This is a genomic window from Amycolatopsis sp. NPDC005961, from assembly GCF_040629235.1.
Taxonomy (GTDB): Bacteria; Actinomycetota; Actinomycetes; order Mycobacteriales; family Pseudonocardiaceae; genus Amycolatopsis; species Amycolatopsis camponoti.
The window spans coordinates 49685-71400 of sequence record NZ_JBEXVF010000047.1; the positions used below are offsets into that span (position 1 = coordinate 49685).

At 71.2% G+C, this 21716-nt stretch carries 21 protein-coding genes; 15 read left to right on the forward strand and 6 right to left on the reverse strand.

What is annotated here, in order from left to right:
* Positions 1–13: 13 nt before the first annotated feature.
* Together ABZ342_RS33235 and ABZ342_RS33240 are read right to left on the reverse strand one after the other, a co-directional pair.
* Positions 14–214, reverse strand: coding sequence for a DUF397 domain-containing protein (locus ABZ342_RS33235; RefSeq protein WP_360481433.1), 201 nt, complete (start codon positions 212–214; stop codon positions 14–16).
* A gap of 11 nt (positions 215–225) precedes the next feature.
* Positions 226–1059: a helix-turn-helix transcriptional regulator gene (locus ABZ342_RS33240; RefSeq protein WP_360481436.1), complete on the reverse strand. Its 834-nt coding sequence runs from the start codon at positions 1057–1059 to the stop codon at positions 226–228.
* A 162-nt stretch (positions 1060–1221) separates the two neighbouring features.
* Between ABZ342_RS33240 and ABZ342_RS33245 the strand changes: the two genes are divergently transcribed.
* A complete protein-coding gene (locus tag ABZ342_RS33245) occupies positions 1222–2175 on the forward strand; it encodes a DUF3592 domain-containing protein (protein ID WP_360481439.1) in 954 nt (317 codons plus the stop codon).
* On the opposite strand, the gene ABZ342_RS33250 is transcribed toward ABZ342_RS33245, so the two are convergent.
* Complete coding sequence (locus ABZ342_RS33250) at positions 2156–2761, reverse strand: TetR family transcriptional regulator (RefSeq protein WP_196425230.1); 606 nt, start codon at positions 2759–2761, stop codon at positions 2156–2158. The genes ABZ342_RS33245 and ABZ342_RS33250 overlap by 20 nt on opposite strands.
* Before the next feature lie 95 nt (positions 2762–2856).
* Here ABZ342_RS33250 and ABZ342_RS33255 point away from each other — a divergent pair, with 95 nt between their 5' ends.
* The 8 genes from ABZ342_RS33255 to ABZ342_RS33290 all read left to right on the forward strand — a co-directional run bounded on the left by ABZ342_RS33255 (position 2857) and on the right by ABZ342_RS33290 (position 9635).
* Complete coding sequence (locus ABZ342_RS33255) at positions 2857–4416, forward strand: anthranilate synthase component I (protein WP_360481443.1); 1560 nt, start codon at positions 2857–2859, stop codon at positions 4414–4416.
* Positions 4409–4993 (forward strand): Trp biosynthesis-associated membrane protein, encoded by a 585-nt coding sequence (locus ABZ342_RS33260; RefSeq protein WP_360481446.1) that lies wholly within the window; start codon positions 4409–4411, stop codon positions 4991–4993. Before ABZ342_RS33255 ends, ABZ342_RS33260 begins: the two co-directional genes overlap by 8 nt.
* A gap of 124 nt (positions 4994–5117) precedes the next feature.
* Complete coding sequence (gene trpC, locus ABZ342_RS33265) at positions 5118–5927, forward strand: indole-3-glycerol phosphate synthase TrpC (RefSeq protein ID WP_155541992.1); 810 nt, start codon at positions 5118–5120, stop codon at positions 5925–5927.
* Positions 5906–7135, forward strand: a complete 1230-nt coding sequence (gene trpB, locus ABZ342_RS33270; protein WP_360481495.1) for a tryptophan synthase subunit beta — start codon at positions 5906–5908, stop codon at positions 7133–7135. The genes trpC and trpB overlap by 22 nt, the downstream gene beginning before the upstream one ends.
* Positions 7132–7923: a tryptophan synthase subunit alpha gene (gene trpA, locus ABZ342_RS33275; RefSeq protein ID WP_360481450.1), complete on the forward strand. Its 792-nt coding sequence runs from the start codon at positions 7132–7134 to the stop codon at positions 7921–7923. Before trpB ends, trpA begins: the two co-directional genes overlap by 4 nt.
* Before the next feature lie 33 nt (positions 7924–7956).
* The gene (locus tag ABZ342_RS33280) at positions 7957–8337 is read left to right on the forward strand and encodes a MerR family transcriptional regulator (protein ID WP_360481454.1); all 381 of its coding nucleotides are present in this window, start codon (positions 7957–7959) and stop codon (positions 8335–8337) included.
* A 52-nt stretch (positions 8338–8389) separates the two neighbouring features.
* Positions 8390–8938, forward strand: a complete 549-nt coding sequence (locus ABZ342_RS33285) for a Uma2 family endonuclease (RefSeq protein WP_360481498.1) — start codon at positions 8390–8392, stop codon at positions 8936–8938.
* Positions 8939–8984: 46 nt separating this feature from the next.
* Positions 8985–9635 (forward strand): peptidoglycan recognition family protein, encoded by a 651-nt coding sequence (locus tag ABZ342_RS33290; protein WP_360481457.1) that lies wholly within the window; start codon positions 8985–8987, stop codon positions 9633–9635.
* Here ABZ342_RS33290 and ABZ342_RS33295 read toward each other — a convergent pair.
* The gene (locus tag ABZ342_RS33295) at positions 9627–10985 is read right to left on the reverse strand and encodes a glutamine synthetase family protein (protein ID WP_360481460.1); all 1359 of its coding nucleotides are present in this window, start codon (positions 10983–10985) and stop codon (positions 9627–9629) included. The genes ABZ342_RS33290 and ABZ342_RS33295 overlap by 9 nt on opposite strands.
* 50 nt (positions 10986–11035) lie before the next feature.
* Between ABZ342_RS33295 and ABZ342_RS33300 the strand changes: the two genes are divergently transcribed.
* The 5 genes from ABZ342_RS33300 to ABZ342_RS33320 all read left to right on the forward strand — a co-directional run bounded on the left by ABZ342_RS33300 (position 11036) and on the right by ABZ342_RS33320 (position 16539).
* The gene (locus ABZ342_RS33300; RefSeq protein WP_360481463.1) at positions 11036–12469 is read left to right on the forward strand and encodes an APC family permease; all 1434 of its coding nucleotides are present in this window, start codon (positions 11036–11038) and stop codon (positions 12467–12469) included.
* Complete coding sequence (locus tag ABZ342_RS33305) at positions 12466–13590, forward strand: amidohydrolase family protein (RefSeq protein ID WP_360481466.1); 1125 nt, start codon at positions 12466–12468, stop codon at positions 13588–13590. Before ABZ342_RS33300 ends, ABZ342_RS33305 begins: the two co-directional genes overlap by 4 nt.
* The gene (locus ABZ342_RS33310; RefSeq protein WP_360481469.1) at positions 13587–14798 is read left to right on the forward strand and encodes an amidohydrolase; all 1212 of its coding nucleotides are present in this window, start codon (positions 13587–13589) and stop codon (positions 14796–14798) included. The genes ABZ342_RS33305 and ABZ342_RS33310 overlap by 4 nt, the downstream gene beginning before the upstream one ends.
* A gap of 78 nt (positions 14799–14876) precedes the next feature.
* Positions 14877–15902 carry a prolipoprotein diacylglyceryl transferase gene (gene lgt, locus ABZ342_RS33315; RefSeq protein ID WP_360481472.1) on the forward strand — a complete coding sequence of 342 codons (1026 nt, stop codon included), beginning with the start codon at positions 14877–14879 and terminating at the stop codon, positions 15900–15902.
* 58 nt (positions 15903–15960) lie between these two features.
* Positions 15961–16539 (forward strand): TetR/AcrR family transcriptional regulator, encoded by a 579-nt coding sequence (locus tag ABZ342_RS33320; protein ID WP_360481475.1) that lies wholly within the window; start codon positions 15961–15963, stop codon positions 16537–16539.
* Here the strand turns inward: ABZ342_RS33320 and ABZ342_RS33325 are convergent.
* Positions 16517–17623 (reverse strand): alpha/beta fold hydrolase, encoded by a 1107-nt coding sequence (locus ABZ342_RS33325; RefSeq protein ID WP_360481478.1) that lies wholly within the window; start codon positions 17621–17623, stop codon positions 16517–16519. The two genes, ABZ342_RS33320 and ABZ342_RS33325, sit on opposite strands and share 23 nt — an antisense overlap.
* A 114-nt stretch (positions 17624–17737) precedes the next feature.
* Positions 17738–18526, reverse strand: a complete 789-nt coding sequence (locus tag ABZ342_RS33330; protein ID WP_360481481.1) for an SDR family oxidoreductase — start codon at positions 18524–18526, stop codon at positions 17738–17740.
* Positions 18527–18838: 312 nt separating this feature from the next.
* On the opposite strand from ABZ342_RS33330, the gene ABZ342_RS33335 reads away from it, so the two are divergent.
* On the forward strand, positions 18839–21716 hold a 2878-nt coding region (locus ABZ342_RS33335), incomplete at its 3' end, for a glutamate synthase central domain-containing protein (RefSeq protein ID WP_360481484.1).

Consider the following 21716-nt stretch of genomic DNA (forward strand, 5'->3'; position numbering starts at 1 on the left):
AAGCGGAAAGGGCCTACGCGGTGCCGGCGTTCGCGCCGGCCCGGCGCGAGAACGCGTGATCGAGCGCGGACCGCCAGGCCTGCGCGGAGACGGTGAGCTGACCGGCCCGCCGGGCCTTGGTGTCCCGCACGCCGACGACCGGCCCCAGCGCCACCTCGACACAGTTGTCGTTGGGGCCGCTGTAGGAAGACTTGCGCCAACCGGTCGAGCCCACGATCGCCTCCGTTATCGGGCGGCTTCCCGAAGCAGGGTCCGGGAAGCCTCTTCGCTCAGAGCTAGTCCGCGTAGCACCTTAGCATCGTGTTTATGGCCTGTGGTCTGGGATTCCTCGTGGAGGAATGCCGTCGAGCTGACATGTTCGACCGAGGCGATCGGCGGTGAGTCGGCGAATTCGTAGATGTCGAACGGGCCGACCAGGCCGGGGTGGTAACCGATTCCGGACGGCACGATGCGCAGGCTGATGTTCGCGCGCCCGGACATTTCCAGCAGGTGATCGATCTGGTCGGACATGACCTCGACGCCGCCGAAGTTTTCCCGGAGGGACTGCTCGCCGATCAGGGCGCTGAACCGCACCGGATCCCGGCGGGTGAGGATCCGCTGCCGATCGAGCCTGACCCGGAGCCGGTTGTCGGCTTGCTCGACCGATACCGGGGATTCATCCATGATCGAGCGGATGTAGTCCGGGGTTTGCAGCAGCCCGGGAACGATCAGCGGCGACCACGTGGTGATGCCGGTTGCGGTGCTTTCCAGATTGAGCCGAGTGGTGAGGGCGAACGGGATGTCCGAGTTGCTCGACGCCAGCCAGTTGGGTTCCCGGGCGTGCCTCGCCAGCGTCCGGATCCGGTCCCGTTTCTCCCCGGTCACCCCGAGCAGCGCGAGGATCGCCGACACGTCCTCGACGCTCGGCAACCGCTGCCCCTTCTCCCACAGCGACAGCACTTGCGGCAGGATTCCCAATTGCTCCGCGAGCCGGCGAAGGCCGACTTTGCGCGCTTCGCGTTCTTCGCGCAGAGAAGCGGCGAGCGTTCTCGCCGCCGGGCTTGAAGACGTTGGCTTCACGGACGAAGCATACGAATCCCGTCGATTCCCCGAATGCGCGAACGGTGTCAGCGAAAGGTGACGCCTGCTCGCTTACACGCTCGACAAGGCCTTCCGGTTGTCTCCTCGCCCTGTGCCGTTTCTCGCAGCTTCCACGCTGGTCAGCGCGCCTACCATCACTCCATGCGGGCATTCTGGGTGGTCATCGCCGTCGTCTTTTCGGTCCTCTCCGGGATCGGCGCCACGGCCACGGTGTACTCGCTCTTCTCCGGCGACGACGATCTGCCGGCCAACGTGATCCTCCTGACCGGTTCCCTCGCGTTCGCCGCCTTCGGCTGGTACGTGCTGCGGGTCCTGGACCGCGACGCGCCGGCCGCCGCCGGTGCCCACCCGAAAGACGGTGCCCACCCGAACGACGGCGCCCACCCGGAACTGGACGCCCGCCTGCGCCGGGCTTCCCGCCGCGCGACGGCCTTCGCCGCGGGCTGGGCGGCGGTGTTCGCGGCCGGGTTGACCCAGGTCGCCCTGGTGGACACCGCCGCCGACGACCTGCTCGCCACCGGCTTCCACGAGCCCGGTGTGGTGGTCGGCGTGTTCCACAACCCCAAGGGCACGTCGCACATCCGGGTGAGCCACGGCGACCGGACCGACGAGCTCGTCTGGCACTCGAACCGCGACTACCACGTCGGCGAGCGGGTGGTCGTCATCTACGACCCGGCCGACCCGGCGCGTGTGCGCACCGCTGACGAACAGAACGAAGACCAGGCTCAGCTCTCGGTCGGCATGGTCCCGGTGCTGGCCGCCCTGTTCGGCCTGCCGTTCTCGATCGGGGCGGCGGCCGGCTGGTGGCGCCGGATCCGGGCCGTCGAGCGCACCGGGTGGCGGCAGGCCGGCGTGACCGACCACCAGTGGGGAGGACGCCAAGGGGGGTACCTGGACGCGGAGTTCCGCGACGGGACGGCGGTCGCCCTCCGCCGCTCCTGGGCGTTCCTCCGGCTGTCGCCGTCGGCCGGCTGGAAGAACAAGCAGGCCTGGGTCGGCGGCCGGGGCAAGGCGATGGTCGTGGGAACCGTGGACCGCCCGTACGTCCTGGCCGTCCACGCGATCCGGGGGCCGGTCAGCCGATCTCGCCCGTGAGGTAGCGCTGCAGGGTCGGCGCGACCGCGCGCACCACGACCTCGACGTCTTCGGAGGCGAGCGGCTCGAACTTCGCCACGTACCGGATCATGCCCATGCCGACCATCTGGGACGCGCAGAGCGTCATGCGCAGCGAGATGTCGTCCGAGCCGATCGAGGAGATCAGCGCGGTGAAGAACTTCTGGAAGAACTCGCGCAGCACCTGCCCGGCCTGCTCGTTCCCGCTGACGCTGCGGATGAGCGCGACGAACACGCCGCCGCCCGCGCCGTCCCAGCGGGTGATGAAGGTGCGGACGATCCGCTCGCCGAGCTCCTCGTCCGGGCCGTTCCGCAGGATCTTCAGCAGCTCCAGCGGGTCGAACGGCAGCTCGAGCACGGCCCGCGCGAACAAGCCCTCCTTGCCGCCGAACCAGTGGTTGACCATGGCGGCGTCGACGCCCGCGCGGGTGGCGATCGCGCGCACGGTGGCCCCGTCGTAGCCGTTCTCGGCGAACACGGCCCGCGCGGCTTCGATCAGCGCCGTGCGGGTGTCCTGGCCGGCGGGGCGCCGCCCGCGGCGTCGCGAAGTAGGCTCAGCGGTGCTCACCCTTTCATCATGACGCACGTCCACCCTGAATTCAACATTCATTGAATTCAGGGTCTGGGAAAACCCCTTCCGGGGGGTGCAGCACAATGAGGGGCATGGTCAGCACCTCGAGCAGCAAGTCCGGTCCCGGTTCGGTCAGCCCGTCCCGTGAGGACTTCCGCGCCCTCGCCGAGAGCCGCCGCGTCATACCGGTCGTGCGCCGGGTCCTCGCCGACGGTGAAACGCCGATCGGGGTCTACCGCAAGCTCGCCGCCGACCGCCCGGGCACGTTCCTGTTCGAGTCCGCGGAGAACGGCGCCTCCTGGACGCGCTGGTCGTTCATCGGCGTCCGCAGCCCGGCTGCACTCACCGTCCGCGACGGCCAAGCGGTCTGGACCGGCACCCCGCCGGTCGGCCTGCCGTCCGAGGGCAACCCGCTCACCGTGCTGCGTGAAACGATCGAAGCGTTGCACACCGAGCCGTTGCCCGGATTGCCGCCGCTGACCGGCGGCATGGTCGGCTACATCGGCTACGACTCCGTGCGCTGGCTCGAAAAACTGCCGGAGCTGGCCGAGCGCGACCTCGACATCCCCGAGCTGACCATGCTCCTGGCCACCGACCTCGCGGCGTTCGACCACCACGAGGGCACGGTCACGCTCATCGCGAACGCCGTCAACTGGGACGACTCGCCCGAGCGCGTGGACGCGGCCTACGACGACGCGGTCGCCCGGCTGAGCGCGATGACGGAGCAGCTGCAGGTGCCCGCGCCGGCCACGGTCGCCGCGTTCGACCGGCCCGAGCCCGAGTTCACGCGCAAGCGCTCCAAGGCGGACTTCCACGCCGCGGTCGAGAAGGCCGTCGAGGCGATCAAGGCCGGCGAAGCGTTCCAGATCGTGCCGTCGCAACGCTTCGAGATCCCGACCGCCGCCGACGCGCTCGACATCTACCGCGTGCTGCGGACGTCCAACCCGAGCCCGTACATGTACCTGCTGCGGCTGGAGGGTTTCGACATCGTCGGCTCCAGCCCCGAGTCGCTCGTCACCGTGCGGGACGGCCGCGCGACCACGCACCCGATCGCGGGCACGCGCTGGCGCGGCGCCGACCCGGAGGAGGACGCGCAGCTCGCGAAGGACCTCCTCGCCGACGAGAAGGAGCGGTCGGAGCACCTGATGCTCGTCGACCTCGGCCGCAACGACCTCGGCAAGGTCTGCAAGCCGGGCACCGTGCGCGTCGTCGACTTCTTCCAGATCGAGCGGTACAGCCACGTCATGCACATCGTGTCGACCGTCACCGGCGAGCTGGCCGAGGGCAAGACGGCGTTCGACGCGGTCACGGCGTGCTTCCCGGCCGGGACGCTGTCCGGCGCGCCGAAGGTCCGCGCGATGCAGCTGATCGAGGAGCTGGAGCCGGTCCGCCGCGCGCTGTACGGCGGCGTCGTCGGCTACCTCGACTTCGCCGGCGACGCGGACACCGCGATCGCGATCCGCACGGCGCTGGTCAAGGACGGGATCGCGCACGTCCAGGCCGGTGGCGGCGTCGTCGCCGACTCGGTGCCGGCCTACGAGGACACCGAGTCGCTGAACAAGGCCCGCACGGTGCTGTCGGCCGTGGCCGCCGCGCAGACGATGGTCGCGGCGGGCGTGCTCGACCCGGCCGCGGACGCCGCGCATGTCTGAGGCACCGGCCGAGGCGCCGGAGACCGCCAAGCCGTCGCGCCGTCCACTGTGGATGATCGTGGTCGCGCTCCTGCTCGCCGCGCTCGCGCTGTGGGGCGCGTCACGGCTGACGTGGTTCGCCGAGTTCCGCGACGGCGGCGTGCGCGGCACGGTCCTCTACCGCGAGACCGGCGAGCAGCGCGCGACGGCGCTCGTGCCGCTGGCCCTGCTCGCACTGGCCGGCGTGGCCGGGGTGATCGCGACCGGTGGCTGGGCCCGGCGCGTGCTGGGCGTCGTCCTCGCGCTGGCCGGCGTCGCCGCGGTCTGGGCCGGCGTGTCCGGGGTGAAGTTCTCCGGCTGGGCCGACGGGCTGCCCGTGACGCAGATGCTGCTCGGACGTGGCCTGGCCGTGCTCGGGGGAATTCTCGTCGCGGCCGGCGGGTTGGCAGCCGTCAAGGGTGCCGGTGCCGCGCGGCTCGGGGCCCGGTACGCGGCTCCGGCCACGCGCAAGAAGGCGCGTGATCCGGACGCCGAGCTGTGGGAAGCACTCTCGGAAGGAGAGGATCCGACCGACGTCCGGGGGAGGCATTCGGAGTAACGCGCGCACCCGGAACCGGGCACTCCAGATGCGGGGGTTAGCATCGTTTCGGCGGGAAGGGGAAGGTTTTTGTGAGCGACCTTGCGAAGGAAACCGTGAGCGCATACCAGGGCGGGGGCGCCCGGTGACCGTGCTCGAAGACATCGTCGCCGGCGTCCGCGAGGACCTCGCGGCACGCGAGTCCGTGCTGCCGTTCGACGAGCTGAAGATCCGCGCGGCGGCCGCCCCGGCGCCCCGCGACGTGATGTCGGCGCTGCGCGAGTCCGGCATCGGCGTGATCGCCGAGGTGAAGCGGCGCAGCCCCTCCAAGGGCGAGCTGGCCGACATCCCCGACCCCGCCGCGCTGGCGAAGGACTACGAAGACGGCGGCGCACGCGTGATCAGCGTGCTGACCGAGGAGCGCCGTTTCGGCGGTTCGCTGGCCGACCTGGACGCGGTGCGCGCGGCGGTCGACATCCCGATCCTGCGCAAGGACTTCATCGTCAGCCCCTACCAGGTGCACGAGGCCCGCCTGCACGGCGCCGACATGGTGCTGCTGATCGTCGCCGCGCTGGAGAAGAACGCGCTCGCCGCGCTGCTCGACCGCGTCGAGTCGCTCGGGATGACCGCGCTGGTGGAGATCCACAACGCCGAGGAGGCCGACAAGGCCCTCGAGGCGGGCGCCAAGGTCATCGGCGTCAACGCGCGCAATCTGCACACCCTCGAGGTGGACCGCGACGTCTTCTCGCGGCTGGCCCCCGGCCTGCCGATGGACGTCTACAAGGTCGCCGAGTCGGGTGTCCGCGGGCCGGGCGACCTGATGTCGTACGCCGGCCACGGCGCCGACGCGGTGCTGGTCGGCGAGGGGCTCGTCGCCTCCGGCGACCCGAAGGGCTCCCTGGTCAAGCTGGTCACCGCCGGTTCCCACCCCGCCTGCCCGAGGCCTTCCCGGTGACCACAGAGCACGACAAGCACGACCCGGACGACCGTGGCTACTACGGCCCGTACGGCGGCCGGTTCATGCCGGAGGCGCTGATCGGCGTCGTCGACGAGGTCGCCGCCGAGTACGAGAAGGCCCGGCACGACCCGGAGTTCCTGAACGAGTTCAACCGCCTGCTGAAGGACTACGCGGGCCGCCCGTCGCTGCTCACCGAGGCCAAGCGCTTCGGCGAGCACGCCGGGGGCGCGCGCGTCTTCCTCAAGCGCGAAGACCTGAACCACACCGGCTCGCACAAGATCAACAACGTGCTGGGCCAGGCGCTGCTCACCAAGCGCATGGGCAAGAAGCGCGTCATCGCCGAGACCGGCGCGGGCCAGCACGGCGTCGCGACGGCCACCGCGTGCGCGCTGCTCGACCTCGACTGCGTCGTCTACATGGGCGAGGTCGACACCGAGCGCCAGGCGCTGAACGTGGCCCGCATGCGGCTGCTCGGCGCCGAGGTCATCCCGGTCAAGACCGGTTCGCGGACGCTGAAGGACGCGATCAACGAGGCGCTGCGCGACTGGGTCACCAACGCCGACACCACGCACTACCTGTTCGGCACGGCGGCCGGTCCGGCGCCGTTCCCGACGATGGTCCGCAACTTCCACCACGTCATCGGCACCGAGGCCCGCGAGCAGATCCTCGAGCAGGCCGGCCGCCTGCCCGACGTCGTCGCGGCGTGCGTCGGCGGCGGGTCGAACGCGATCGGCATCTTCTCGGGCTTCTACGACGACCCGTCGGTGCGGCTGGTCGGCCTGGAGCCGGGCGGCGAGGGTATCGAGGGCAACCGCCACGGGGCGACGCTCACGAAGGGCACCCCGGGCAACCTGCACGGCGCGATGACGTACCTGCTGCAGGACGAGGACGGCCAGACGGTCGAGTCGCACTCGATCTCGGCCGGGCTCGACTACCCGGGCGTCGGCCCGGAGCACGCGTGGCTCAAGGACACCGGCCGGGCCGAGTACCGGCCGGTCACCGACGCCGAGGCGATGGACGCGTTCAAGCTGCTGTCCCGCACCGAGGGCATCATCCCGGCGATCGAGTCGGCGCACGCGCTGGCCGGCGCGCTGGTGCTGGGCCGCGAACTGGGCCCCGACGGCCTGATCGTCGTCAACCTGTCGGGCCGCGGCGACAAGGACATGGACACGGCGGCGAAGTGGTTCGGGCTGGTGAACGGATGAGCGGGCTGGACGACCTCTTCGCGACGACGCGCGCGGAGGGCCGCGGCGCCCTGGTCGGCTACCTCCCGGCGGGCTTCCCGACGGTGGAGGGGTCGAAGGAGCTGATCGCGGCGTGCGTCGACGGCGGCGCGGACCTGATCGAGGTCGGCGTCCCGTATTCGGACCCGGTGATGGACGGCCCGACCATTCAGGCCGCGTCCGTGACCGCGCTGGACAACGGCTTCCGCCTCAAGCACGTGTTCGAGGTCGTCGAGTCGGTGTCGGCGCGCGGCGGCCGGGCGGTCGTCATGACGTACTGGAACCCGGTCAACCGCTACGGCGTGGACCGCTTCGCGCGTGACCTCGCTTCGGCGGGCGGGCTCGGGTTGATCACCCCGGACCTGATCCCGGACGAGGCCGGTGCCTGGATGGACGCGTCCAAGGCGCACGGCCTGGACCGGACGTTCCTGGTGGCGCCTTCGTCGTCGGAGGAGCGGCTGGCGTTGACGGCGTCGGCGTCGTCGGGGTTCATCTACGCGACCGCGGTGATGGGCGTGACCGGCGCGCGCGACCAGGTCGGCGCGGGCGCGGAGGAGCTGGTCCGCCGCACGCGGACGCACACGTCCCTGCCGATCGGCGTGGGGCTGGGCGTGCGCTCGGGCGAGCAGGCGGCCCAGGTGGCGTCGTTCGCGGACGCGGTGATCGTGGGATCAGCCCTGGTCACGGCGGCGGCCGAGGGCCCTTCCGGCGTCCGGGCGCTGTCCGCCGAGCTGGCCGAGGGCGTGCGCCGGGCGGTCGCCACCGCTTGACCTGGAGTGCACTCCAGGTGCCACTCTGGGTCGGTGACGTCCTACACCCCGGCCCAGGTGACCGAAAAGACCGGTTTCACGATCGACACCCTGCGGTACTACGAGCGCATCGGCTTGCTCCACCACGTCGGCCGCACGGCCGGCGGGAGGCGGGTGTTCACCGAGCAGGACGTCGAGTTCCTGCAGCTGCTGCGGTGCTTGCGCTACACGGGGATGCCGGTGGCGGAGATGCTGCGGTTCGTGGAGCTGCTGCGCTCCGGTGAAGCGACGCGCGAGGAGCGGGTGGAAGTGCTGAGGGAGCACGAGGCCCGGGTGGCGTCGCAGATCTCGCGGCTGCGGGAGCACCAGGAGCACATCCAGTTCAAGATCCGGCTGTACAGCGGCGCGGGGGAGCTGGCTGTCACGCCCGCGTGACGCCATCACCTGAACCAGAACTGTCGGTGGCGGTCCGCATACTCCTCGTGTGATGATCCACCACGAGTTCCTCTTGCCGCCACGACCGGACGGCTGGACGGCCGACGACGTTCTCGCCCTGCCCGAAGAACAAACCTTGCTGCACCGAGTCGAACTCGTCGACGGGATGCTGCTCGTCAGCCCATGGCCGGGACTGGAACACCAGCGGCTTCTGGGGAAGCTCCAATCCGCCTGCGCGCCCGCATTGCCGGATGGCACCGAGGTGCTGCCCGGGGTAAACGTCCGCCTCGCAGCGCGGAGACTGCTGACTCCCGACCTGGTGATCTTGACCTGCGCCGAGGTTGACACCTTGGTCTACGCGGCGAGCGATGTCCTGCTGGCGGCGGAGATCGTGTCGCCTTCGACGAAGATGCAGGACCGGATCCTCAAACGGGCGATCTACGCCGAGGCCCTGGTCCCGTACTACCTCCTGGTCGAGCCGCCGGAGCCGGTCAGCGCCACGCTCTTCGCGCTCGAAGGCGGCGAGTACGCGCCCATAGCCAAGAGCGAGAACGGCGAACTCCACCTCACCCGCCCCTTCGAGGCCACCCTCAAGCTCTGACGGCGTTTGTACGAAAGCTGTACAGCGGCGCGGGAGAGTCCGTCCCATGGACCTCAGCCACCTCCCGCGGCGCACCTTTCTCCGTGGCGCCGCCGGTCTGGCCGCCGCGGTCGGCGCCGGACTCCTGCTCCCCGCGACGGCCCGTGCGCAAGCCGAACCCCGGATCTACAGCTGTGCCGAGTGGGGTGCCCGGCCGCCTTCCGACCCCCTCACCACCCTCGACCACCCGGCCAACCGCGTCCTCATCCACCACATCGCCTGCCCCAACAGCACCGACTACTCCCTCGCGCACGCCTTCCAGGTCGCGCGTGACGACCAGCACGACCACATGGACAACAACGGCTGGTCCGACACCGGCCAGCACTTCACCGTCAGCCGCGGCGGGTACCGGCTCGAAGGGCGGCATGGCAGCCTGGATGCGCTCAAGAGCCGCACCACCATGATCCAGGGCGCGCACTGCCCGGGCCAGAACACCAACGCCATCGGCATCGAAAACGAAGGCACCTACACCAGCGTCGAGCCGCCCGAGGCGCAGTGGGTGTCACTCGTGACCTTCTGCGCCTACATCTGCCGCCAGTACGGCATTCCCGTCGAGGAGATCAAGGGCCACCGCGACTACTACAACACCGAATGCCCCGGCGATCGCCTCTACGCGAAACTCCCGCAGCTGCGCGACGAAGTGGCCGCGTCAATGTAGGTAGCGCATGACCGAGCACAGCTCGTCCGGCGGCAGGGAACCCAGGCGGGCGATCTCCCCGCGGCGCACGTCCATCAACGTCGTCGCCAGCTCCGCGCCGAACGCCGATGTCAGCTCGGAGTCCGCTTCGAACGCCTTCACCGCGTCCGCCAAGGAGGTCGGCAGGCGGACCGCCGACGGGAGCGTCCCCGGGTCGACGTCCACCGGCTCCGGCAGCGAAGCCGACGCCGAAACCCCGGCCAGGCCCGCGAACAGCAGCGCCGCCACCACCAGGTACGGGTTCGCCGTGAGATCGAAGCACTTGACCTCGAAGTTCGCCGCCCGGTCGCGCTGCCCGGCCGGGCCCTGCACCAGCCGCAGCGGTGCTTCGCGATTCTCCAAGCCCCACACCGAAAACACCCCGGCCCAGTGGTGCGGCTCCAGGCGCAGGTAGCTGACCACCGACGGCGCGCCGATCGCCAGCAGTGCCGGCAGCCGCGAGAAGATCCCGGCGCCGAACGCCTCCGCCGTCGGTGTCAGGCCGAACCGCCCGTCGCCGCCGGAGCACAGGTTGCGGTCGCCGTCCCAGAGGCTCAGGTGGACGTGGCCGCCGTTGCCGACCCCGTCCGGCGAGAACTTCGGCGTGAACGACGCCCGCAGCCCGTGCTGCTCGCTCACCATCCGGATCGTCTCGCGCGTCAGCACCGCGATGTCCGCCGCGCGCACCGGGTCGTCCGGGGCGACCGACAGCTCGAACTGCCCGGCCGCGTACTCGGGGTGGATCTGCTCGACCGTCACCCCCTGAGCGGACAACGTGGACACCAGTGCGCGCAGGTAGCCCGCCTGCGCGGAAAGCCGCGCGAAGCCGTAGGCCGGGCCCGCCGTCGCCGACCGCGGGTCGTCCGGCGCGTCCGCCGCCGTGATCACCCACTCGATCTCGAAGGCCGTCCGCACGTTGTAGCCGAGCGACGCGAGCCGGGCCGCCGCGGTCGCGGCCAGCGCCCGCGCGTCCTGCGGGTGCGGCTCGCCCTCCTGGTCGTACTTCCGGACCGGGGCCCACGCCCAGCCCGGCTGCGCGGCCAGCGGCACGAGCGCGTCGAGGTCGGGGTGCAGCCGCAGGTCGCCGACGGGACCCCGGGAGTACGCGCCGTCGGTGATCTCGTCGGTGGCCAGGAAGAAGTCGAACGAGTTCGATGCGCCGACGCCCCACGCCGCCGCCGACCACAGCCGGTCCACCGGGACGGCCTTGACCCGGGCGATGCCGCTGTTGTCCACGAAGGTCAGCGCGACCAGCTCGACGCCGGCCGCGCGCAGGCCGTCCGCCCGCAACGCGCCCTGCTGTGCGAGTTCCGCCCGGTCGAGCTGGCTCATCCTGCCCCCGTCGATGTTCACTGAATACTCTTGAGAAAGAGGTGGAGATCGTGTCAGACACCGTCGAAACCCGTCCAGGGCTGCGCCGCTCCCTCTCCGTCTGGCAGGCCGTCGGCCTGTCCGTCGCGTTGATGGCCCCCAGCATGGCCGCCAACATCAACCCCCAGCAGACCGCGTCCGCCGCCGGCCGCGCCGTCCCGCTCGCCTTCCTGCTCTCGGCGGTCGGCGTCCTGCTGGTCGCGTACGGCTTCGTCAAACTGTGCCAGTACTACCAGCACGCCGGCTCGGTGTACGCGTTCGTCGGCGCGACACTCGGACCGCGCGCCGGCGTCGTCTCCGGCATCGGCCTCCTCGGCACGTACACGTTCTACGCCGTCGTCACGAGCTCGGCCGCGGGCACGCTCGGCACGGCGTTCCTGACCCAGGTGGGCATCTGGCCGGACCCGCCGTCCTGGGGGCCGTTCGTGCTGACGGCCGTCGCGCTGGTCGGCGCCTGGCTGCTGTCCGTGGTGCCCGCGCGCCGCGGGACGAGCACGCTGCTGGCCGTCGAAGGCGCGACCATCGCGGTGATCCTGCTGGTCACGGTCGTGATCCTGGTCCGGCTGCTCGCCGGGAGCGCGCCGGGCGGCGCGCGGTTCACGATGGACGTCTTCGTCCCCGAAACCGGTTTGTCCGGGGTGTTCCTCGGCGCGGTGTTCGGCTTCCTGTCCTTCGCCGGGTTCGAGGCCGCCGCGACGCTCGGCGAAGAGACCCACGACCCGAAGCGCAACATCCCGCGCGCGATCCTCGGCACGGCGATCTTCGGCGGGATCTACTTCGTCGTCGTCACCGCGGTCGAGATGATGGCGTTCGGCACGGACGCGACGGCGTTCCACGACTCGCCGTCCCTGCTCGGTGACCTCGCCAGCCGCTACGCGGGCGCGTGGGTCGGCGACGTGATCAGCGTCGGCGCCGCGATCAGCGCGTTCGGCTGCTGCCTGGCCTGCGTCGTCGGCGGCTCGCGGCTGCTGTTCGCCCTCGGGCGCGACGCCTACGGCGGCCGCGGCATCGGCCGGACGTCCGGCCGCGGCACCCCGGTGGCCGCGGTCAGCGTGGTCACCGGCGCGGCGGCGCTGATCATCCTGGTGTGCGCGCTGTTCTTCGGCGCGACGGCGTCGGACACCTTCGCGTGGTCCGGCTCGATCGGGACGCTGATCCTGCTGGTGATCTACCTGCTCACGACCATCGGCGCGATCCTGCTGCTGTTCGTGAAGCGGCGGATGCGCGTGCCGGTGTGGTACCTCGTCTTCCCGATCGGCGCGCTCGCCGTGCTCGGGTACACCGTCTACGTCAACGTCGTGCCGTATCCGACCGAAGGCCCCGCGCGGTGGTTCCCCGTGGTGGCCGGCGCGGTGCTGCTGTCGGCGGTGATCTTGGTGCTGTCCGCGCCCGGGTTCGCTCGTAGGGTGGGGGAGAGGGTGACCGACCTGGACGGAGGCGCATGACCGACCTGCTCCCGTTCGTCGCGGACCTGCCACTGGTGGACCACCACTGCCACGGTGTCGCCACCGGTGGCGTGGCCCGCGCGGACTTCGAGGCGATGCTGACCGAGGCGGACACGACGTCGCCGCTGGGCACGAGCCTGTTCGACTCGCTGATCGGGCTGGCCGTGCGCGAACGCTGCGCGCCCGTGCTCGACCTGCCGAAGCACGCTCCCGCCGACGGCTACCTCGAACGCCGTGCCGAGCTGGGCGCGGCCGAGGTGGCGCGGCGGTTCCTGCGCGCCACCGGCACGACGGACTTCCTGCTGGACGGCGGGTTCCGGCCGGACTCGCTGACCACGACGGGGGAGTTCGCGGAGCTGGCCGGCACCCGCGCGCACGACGTCGTCCGGCTGGAACAGGTCGCGGAGGACGTGATCCGGGGGACCACGGCGTCCGGGTTCGCCGCCGCTTTCACCGATGAGCTGGGGAAACGCGCGGCCACCGCGGCCGGCTTCAAGTCGATCGCGGCCTACCGCGTCGGCCTGGAGCTGGCGGGGGAGCGGCCGTCGCGGGCGGAGGTCGAAGCCGCCGCCGGCCGATGGCTCGCCGCGGGCGGCACCCGCCTCGCCGACGAGGTCCTGCACCGGTTCCTGGTGTTCACCGGCCTCGACCTCGGCCTGCCGGTGCAGTTCCACGTCGGGTACGGCGATTCCGACGTCGACCTGCACCGCTGCGACCCGCTGCGGCTCACCGCGCTGCTGCGGGCCACGCGCGACCGCGGCGTGCCGATCCTGCTGCTGCACAACTACCCGTTCCACCGCAACGCCGCCTACCTCGCGCAGGTCTTCGAGCACGTCTTCGTCGACGTCGGCCTCGCCACGCACAACGCGGGCTTCCGCGCGCCGGCGATCCTGGCCGAGCTGCTGGAGATCGCGCCGTTCGGGAAGGTCCTCTTCTCCACCGACGCCTTCGGCCTGGCCGAGCTGTACCACCTGGGCACGGCCCTGTTCCGTCAGGGACTTTCGGACTTCCTGCGCGCCGGGCTCGCCGCCGGTGCGATGTCCGAAGTGGACGCCGTCCGGCTGTGTGCTTTGGTGGGACACGAGAACGCGAAGAGGATCTACCGCTTGGAGAACGGGTGAACGACCTTTGGGACCGCTGGACGCGGGCGATCGACGAGGAACTGCCCGCCGCGATCGAACTCCGGCACGCGGTGCACGCCGACCCGCGCGGCTCCGGCGACGAGGAGGACACCGCCCGGCTGGTGGCCGAAGCCCTCGGCGCCGGTGACGGCACCCGCGTCGCCAAGACCGGCCGCGCGATCCCGCTGCCCGGCGGCGACGGCCCGGTCGTGGCGCTGCGCGCGGAGCTCGACGCCCTGCCGGTGCTGGAGGGCACCGGCGTGCCGTGGGCGTCGGGCAACGAGCTGATGCACGCGTGCGGCCACGACGTCCACCTCGCGGCGCTGGTCGCGGTCGGCCGGGCCGCGGTGCGCGTCGGCGTCCCGCGGCCGATCCTGGCGCTGCTGCAGCCCCGGGAGGAGACGTCGCCGCCCGGCGCGCTCGACATCGTCGAGTCCGGCGTGCTGGCCGAGGCCGGGGTGGACGCGGTGATCGGCGCGCACGTCCAGCCGCGGCTCGCGCACGGCGTCGTCGCGGCGGTGCCCGGCCCGGTGAACGCGTCGACCGACGAGTTCGAGGTGACGATGCGCGGCCAGGGCGGCCACGCCGGCTACCCGCACCTGCTGCGCGACCCGATCCTGGCGCTGTCGCAGCTGGTGGTGAGCCTGCAGCAGCTCGCGTCGCGGCGGATCGACCCGGTGCACGGCGCGGTCTGCTCGGTCGGCCGGATCCAGGGCGGCGCGGCGGCCAACGTCGTCCCGAACAGCGCGAGCGCGTTCGGCTCGCTGCGCCTGATGCGCCAGATCGACCGCGAGCGCGCGCAGGAGGTGCTCGCCGAGATCGTGCACGGCACGGCGAAGGCGCACGGCTGCACCGCCGAGCTGGAGATCAGCCCGTGCGAGCCGGTGCTGGACAACGACGCCGCGCTGGCGACGGGCGCGCAGCGGTGGCTGAGGCACGCCGGCTTCGTCGTCGACGACGAGTTCCGCTCGTTCGGCGCGGACGACTTCGCCCACTACTGCGGCGGCGCGACGCGCGGCCTGATGCTGTTCGTCGGCCTCGGCGACACCGCGGGCGTGCCGAGCCTGCACGACGACCAGTTCCTCCCGCGCGACCAGGCTGTGGTCCAGGTGGCGCACGCGCTGGTGGCGGGGTACCTGGCCGCCTTGGAGGCGCCGGCCGCGTTGCCGACCCGGCGGGAAGCAGGCCGCCCCCGCAGCGGCGCGTAACCATTGCCGATCAGCCTTCGGCCGTAACTGTGGCCGGGTTGGTAACGAACGGCGCAGTAGCGCTACGGTGGCCGCGTGATGAGCGCCTACCTCGCGACGATCCCGAGCCCCGACCAGGGCGTCTGGCACCTGGGGCCGATCCCGGTCCGTGCGTACGCCCTGTGCATCATCGCCGGCATCATCGTGGCGATCTGGTGGGGGGAGCGGCGCTGGGCCGCCCGCGGCGGCACCAAGGGCACCGTGATCGACATGGCCGTCTACGCCGTGCCGTTCGGCCTGGTCGGCGGCCGGTTGTACCACGTGATCACCGACCCCGAGCTGTACTTCACCGAGGGCAAGAACCCCTGGAACGCGTTCGCGATCTGGGACGGCGGCCTCGGCATCTGGGGCGCCATCGCCCTCGGCGCGGTGGGCGCGCTCATCGCGTGCCGCCGCAAGGGCGTCCCGCTGCCGGCGATGGCGGACGCGATCGCCCCGGGCATCGTCGTCGCGCAGGCCATCGGCCGCATCGGCAACTACTTCAACCAGGAGCTCTACGGCGCGCACACGGACCTGCCGTGGGGCCTGGAGGTCTACCAGCGCTTCAACCCGGAGGACCCGGACAACCTGCTGAACGGCGTCGCGACGGGGCACATCCCGCTGCCGGAGAGCCCGGTCCACCCGACGTTCCTGTACGAGCTGCTCTGGAACCTGCTGGTCGCGCTGCTGGTGGTGTGGGCGGACCGCAAGTTCAAGCTGGGCCACGGTCGCGTGTTCGCGCTGTACGTGGCGGGCTACACGGTCGGGCGCGGCTGGATCGAGATGATGCGCACCGACACCGCGAACCACATCCTCGGGCTGCGGGTGAACGTGTGGACGTCGATCCTGCTGTTCGTCGCGGCGGTGGTGTACTTCGTGCTCGCCGGGAAGCGGGGGCCGCGGGAGCTGCCGGAGACGCTGCGGAGCAAGGATGCTCCCGGCCCGGAGGAGACGCCGGTCGCGGAGGAGCCCGCCTCGGAAGAGGAGCCCGAGCACGCGAAGGTGGCGGCCGAGGCTCCGGCATTGGAGAAGCCCGCGTCGGAGGACACCCCGGCCGAAGAGCCGAAGAAGACCGACGAGAGCTGACCGGCACCGCGTCCCTTTGCCGTGGGATTCCGGCGTGACCGATCTGGCCAGGTGAGGGATGCCGCGTAACCGACGCCCGCAGGACCGGGAAGAGAAACGCGGTGAGATCGTCGCCGCGGCCACGCGGTTGTTCGTGGAGGACGGCTACGACCCCACGACGGTGACGCGGATCGGGCGCGAGGCGGGGGTCACCTCCAACACCGTCTACTGGTACTTCAAGGACAAGGACGAGGTACTGGTCGCTGTTCTGGACGCGCTGTTCGCGCAGTTCCTGGCCGGCGTGGCGGAACGCTCGGCCGAACCGCCGGTCGAGCAGTTGCTGTGGGCGGTCACCGAGCTGCGGCGGGTCGACCGGCTGATCACGACGGTGCACGCCAGGGTCGCGGCATCGGAGGCACTGCGGGTCTGGCACGACGGTTTCCACGCGCAGGTGGAGGCGATCCTGCGGTGGCACCTGGCCGCGTTGGGCGTGCCGGAGACCGAGCAGGCCGCGATGACCCGGATCGGGGTGTTCGTCGTCGAAGGGATGCTGACCCACGCGGGCGACGCCGTGGGCGATCGCGCCGTCGTCGAGACGTTGGTGCGCAGCGCCCGCGGCATCGCCGCCGTGCCGGCTACCGGATCGCCGCGGCCGTGAACCGGGCCGCGAGGAACCGGATCTGGTCGGCGACCGCCCGCTCGAACAGGTCACCGACGTAGATGTCGAAGTGGTCACCGTCGTAGTGGTTGACCTGGACGTGGTCCTGCCCGGCCGCGAGGCGGGCCGTGGTGCGCGCGGGGGCGGCGCGGTCGTCGTCGCACACGCACACCAGGGTCGCCGCGGCGATCTTGCGCAAGTCTTTGCCGGGCCGGTACAGCGGTAACCGCAACGCGAGCCGGGCCGCGACCGCGTTGGCGCTGTCGCCGCCACCGTCCGGGCCACTCATGACACCCCAGATCGTGTCGCGGCCGACAGCGGTGTCGCCCGGGCGGAACGGCCGCCCACCCGTCTCGACGGTCGCGGACAACCCCTTGCCCAGTGCGGAAACCCGGGCCAGGACCCCGGCGGTGCGAGGCGAGAGCCGAGACCCCGCCGGGATGAGCTGGGACGCCGCGGCGATCGCGGTCGGCGAAACCAGGAAGGCGGGCATCCACCACACCCCGACCACCGGAGCCAGCACCGGCTTCGCCCCGAACACCGACCCGACGACATCGAGCAGCGCGGCGATGATGAGCCCGGCCATGCTCACCGGGCCGGACCGGAACCGGGAGAGCAACGACGCCGGACCGTCGGTGAACGGACACTGGGCCACCACGGCGGCCAGATCGTGGTCCTCGCTCGCGACCCGCAGCACGTGCCCGCCGCCGAACGAGGTCCCCCACACCGCGATCCGGTCGGGGTCGACCTCCGGCAGGGACCGGCCGTAGGCCAGTGCCGCCCGCCAGTCGTCGAGCTGGTCGCCGATGTCGAGCAACTGCCGAGGAGATCCTTCACTGGCCCCCAGGTACCGGTAGTCGAACACCAGCACCACCCACCCCTGCGCGGCGAACCGCTGCGCGAACGCGTCCAGCCGCCACTCCCGCACCGCGCCCAGCCCGTGCGCCATGACCACCAACGGCCGAGGCCCGCCCTCCGCTGCCGGCGCGTACAGCCACGCCGCGCACCGCACGCCCCCGGACTCGAACCACACGTCCCGCCGCACCGGCGCCGTGTACCTGTCCTTCTCGGCCGAAGTTTCCATCGCCTGCCCCGCTCAGCTCACCCGCCGCTCTTGACTTGCGATCAAGAGCAAGTAGAGGCGAAGGCTAGAAGCCTCTTGATCGCAAGTCAAGAAACGAGGTCCCGAGAGGTGGGGTCAGCCGAGGTCGGGCAGGCCCAGCTCCAGGTTCGGCGCCTGCAGGCCGCCGTCGACCTCGAGGATCTTGCCCGTGATGTACCCGCCGGCCCGCGACGCCAGGAACACCACCGTCGCCGCGATGTCCTCAGCCTCGCCGATGCGACCCAACGGCGTCGCCGACTCCATCTTCTCCTTCAGCTCCGGGTTGCCGACCACGATCTCCAGGGCCGACGTCGCCACCGAGCCCACCGAGATCGCGTTCACCCGCACCCGCGGCGCCAGATCCGCCGCCGCCAGGCGCGTGTAGTGGGCCAGGGCCGCCTTCGCCGTTCCGTAGGCCGCGAAACCGCGGCCGGACAGCCGGCCCATCACCGACGAGATGTTGACGATCGAGCCACCCGTCTTCACCAACGCGGGTGCCGCGGCGACCGTCAAAGCGTGCGCCGTCGCCACGTTGAAGCGGAACGCCTCCTCCATGAAGTCCACCGAAGACTCCAGCAGGGGCCGCGGGTATGTGCCGCCGACGTTGTTGACCACCAGGTCGAGGCGGCCGAACTCGGTCACCGCCGTCGACGCCAGCTCCGCCGCGGCCTCCGGTGAGGAGAGGTCGACCGGCACCGCGTGGGCCCGCCGGCCCGCGGCCGCGACGCGGGCGGCGACCTCGTCGAGCTGGGCGGAGGTGCGCGAGGCGATGACCACGTCGGCGCCCGCTTCGGCGAGGGCCACGGCGGTGGCCGCGCCGATGCCGCGGCCGGCGCCGGTGATCACCGCGACCTGGTCGGTGAGCTTGAACCGATCGAGGATCATGCGGCGAAATGTAACACGTTCTAGTGACGGGGGACACAATCCCGACGTGCCACGTCGGGCCCGTCACGTTAGGCTTGACGGGAGTTTCCGGGACGTATACTTAGCACAACGAACTACCGGGAACGCATCAGGAACTACGTCGTTCCGCGCAGCCAGATCGTTACCGTCCGACGTCGCTCGGGGCGCTCTGAACGGGTGCTGGCATGTTTCCCAGGTGTTAAAGTCGCGCTAACAAGCGGGCCATCGTCGTCCCGTGCGCTCCCCGGCCGGTAGCCCGGCCCCGCACGACAAGACGACGAAGGAGGTCCCTTCATGATCTTCTCCGCCATCCCCGGCAAGCAGGGTCTCTACGACCCCGAGACCGAACAGGACTCCTGCGGTGTGGCCATGGTGGCCGACATCCGCGGGCGGCGCTCCCACGGAATCGTCACCGACGGCCTCGCCGCGTTGACCAACCTCGACCACCGCGGCGCCGCCGGCGCCGAACCCACCAGCGGCGACGGTGCCGGAATCCTCTTGCAACTGCCCGACACGCTCCTGCGCGCCGAAGCCGGCTTCGCGCTTCCCGAACCCGGCGAGCGCGGCGACCACGCCTACGCCGCCGGCATCGCGTTCCTGCCCGAAGACGCCGAGCAGCGCCGCAAAGCCGTCGAGCTGGCCGAACGCATCGCGGTCGAAGAAGGACTCGAAGTCCTCGGCTGGCGCGAGGTCCCGGTCGACGCCGACCGCGCCGACATCGGCCCGACCGCCCGCTCGGTGATGCCGCACTTCGCCATGCTTTTCGTGGCGTCGGAAGGCAAAGCGGGCATCGAGCTCGACCGCCTGGCCTTCTGCCTGCGCAAGCGCGTCGAGCACGAAAGCGCGAACTCCGGCTGTGGCACGTACTTCCCGTCGCTGTCCTCGCGGACGATCGTCTACAAAGGCATGGTGACGCCGGAGCAGCTGCCCGCGTTCTTCGCCGACCTGCGCGACGAGCGGCTGGAAAGCGCCATCGCGCTGGTGCACTCCCGCTTCTCCACCAACACCTTCCCGTCGTGGCCGCTGGCCCACCCCTTTCGGTTCGTGGCCCACAACGGCGAGATCAACACCATCCGCGGCAACCGCAACCGCATGCGGGCCCGCGAGGCGCTGCTGGAGTCCGACCTCCTCGACGGCGACCTGTCCCGGCTGTTCCCGATCTGCTCGCCGGACGCGTCCGACTCGGCGTCCTTCGACGAGGTCCTGGAGCTGCTGCACCTGGGTGGGCGTTCACTGCCGCACGCCGTGCTCATGATGATCCCGGAGGCGTGGGAGAACCACGCCACGATGAAGCCGGAACGCCGCGCTTTCTACCAGTTCCACGCGAGTCTCATGGAGCCGTGGGACGGTCCGGCGTGCGTCACCTTCACCGACGGCACGCTCGTCGGCGCGGTCCTGGACCGCAACGGCCTGCGCCCGGCGCGCTGGTGGCGCACGGCCGACGACCGCGTCGTGCTCGCCAGCGAGGCCGGCGTCCTGGACGTCGCCCCCAAGGACGTCGTGGCCAAGGGACGCCTCAAGCCGGGCCGGATGTTCCTCGTGGACACCGAGGCCGGCCGGATCGTGGACGACGAAGAGGTCAAGTCCGCGCTGGGCAAGGACCTGCCGTACGAGGGCTGGCTGCACGCGGGCCTGCTGCAGCTCGCCGAGCTGCCCGACCGCGACCACGTCGTGCAGAGCCACGACTCGGTACTGCGCCGCCAGCTTTCCTTCGGCTACACCGAAGAAGAGCTGAAGATCCTGCTCGCGCCGATGGCCGAGAAGGGCGCCGAGCCGATCGGCTCGATGGGCACGGACACCCCGCCCGCGGTGCTGTCCCAGCGATCCCGGCTGCTCTACGACTACTTCAAGCAGAACTTCGCGCAGGTGACCAACCCGCCGCTGGACGCGATCCGCGAGGAGCTCGTCACCTGCATGGCGCGGATCATGGGCCCGGAGCGCAACCTCCTGGCCCCCGGCCCGGCGTCCTGCCGCCACCTCAAGCTGCCGTACCCCGTCATCGACAACGACGAGCTCGCCAAGCTCATCCACATCAACGACGACGGCGACCTCCCCGGGTTCGCCTGCAGTGTCCTTTCCGGACTGTACGAAGTGGACGGCGGCGCCGAGGCGCTGGCCGGCGCGATCGAGCGGGTGCGCCGCGAGGCGTCCGAGGCGATCGCCGCCGGCGCACGCACGCTCGTGCTGTCCGACCGCGACTCCGACCACCGGATGGCGCCGATCCCGTCGCTGCTGCTGGTGTCCGCGGTGCACCACCACCTGGTCCGCACCAAGGAACGCCTGCGCGTCGCGCTGGTCGTCGAATCCGGCGACGCGCGCGAGGTGCACCACATCGCGCTGCTGCTCGGCTACGGCGCCGCCGCGGTCAACCCGTACCTGGCCTTCGAGACCATCGAGGACATGATCGGGCAGGGCGCGGTCACCGGCATCGAGCCGCGCAAGGCGATCCGCAACTACGTGCAGGCGCTGGTCAAGGGCGTCCTGAAGATCATGTCCAAGATGGGCATCTCGACGGTCGGCGCGTACACCGCCGCCCAGGTCTTCGAATCCCTCGGCCTGGCCCAGGACCTGCTCGACGAGTACTTCACCGGGACGTCGTCGAAGCTCGGCGGCGTCGGCCTGGCCGTGCTCGCCGAAGAGGTCGCCGTCCGGCACCGCCGGGCGTACCCGGACAACCCGACCGAGCGCGTCCACCGTGGACTCGACACCGGCGGCGAGTACGCCTACCGCCGCGAGGGCGAGCTGCACCTGTTCACGCCGGAGACGGTGTTCCTGCTGCAGCACGCGTCCAAGACCGGCCGCGAAGAGGTGTACCGCAAGTACACCGACGAGGTGCACCGCCTCTACCGCGAAGGCGGCACGCTGCGCGGGCTGTTCTCCTTCCGCAGCGGCGTGCGCGAGCCGATCCCGCTCGACGAGGTCGAGTCCGCCGAAGCGATCTTCAAGCGCTTCAACACGGGCGCGATGTCGTACGGCTCGATTTCGGCCGAGGCCCACGAAACCCTCGCCATCGCGATGAACCGGATCGGCGGCCGGTCCAACACCGGCGAGGGCGGCGAGGACCCCGAGCGGCTCTACGACCCCGAGCGCCGGAGCGCGATCAAGCAGGTCGCGTCGGGCCGCTTCGGCGTCACGAGCGAGTACCTCGTCAACGCCGACGACATCCAGATCA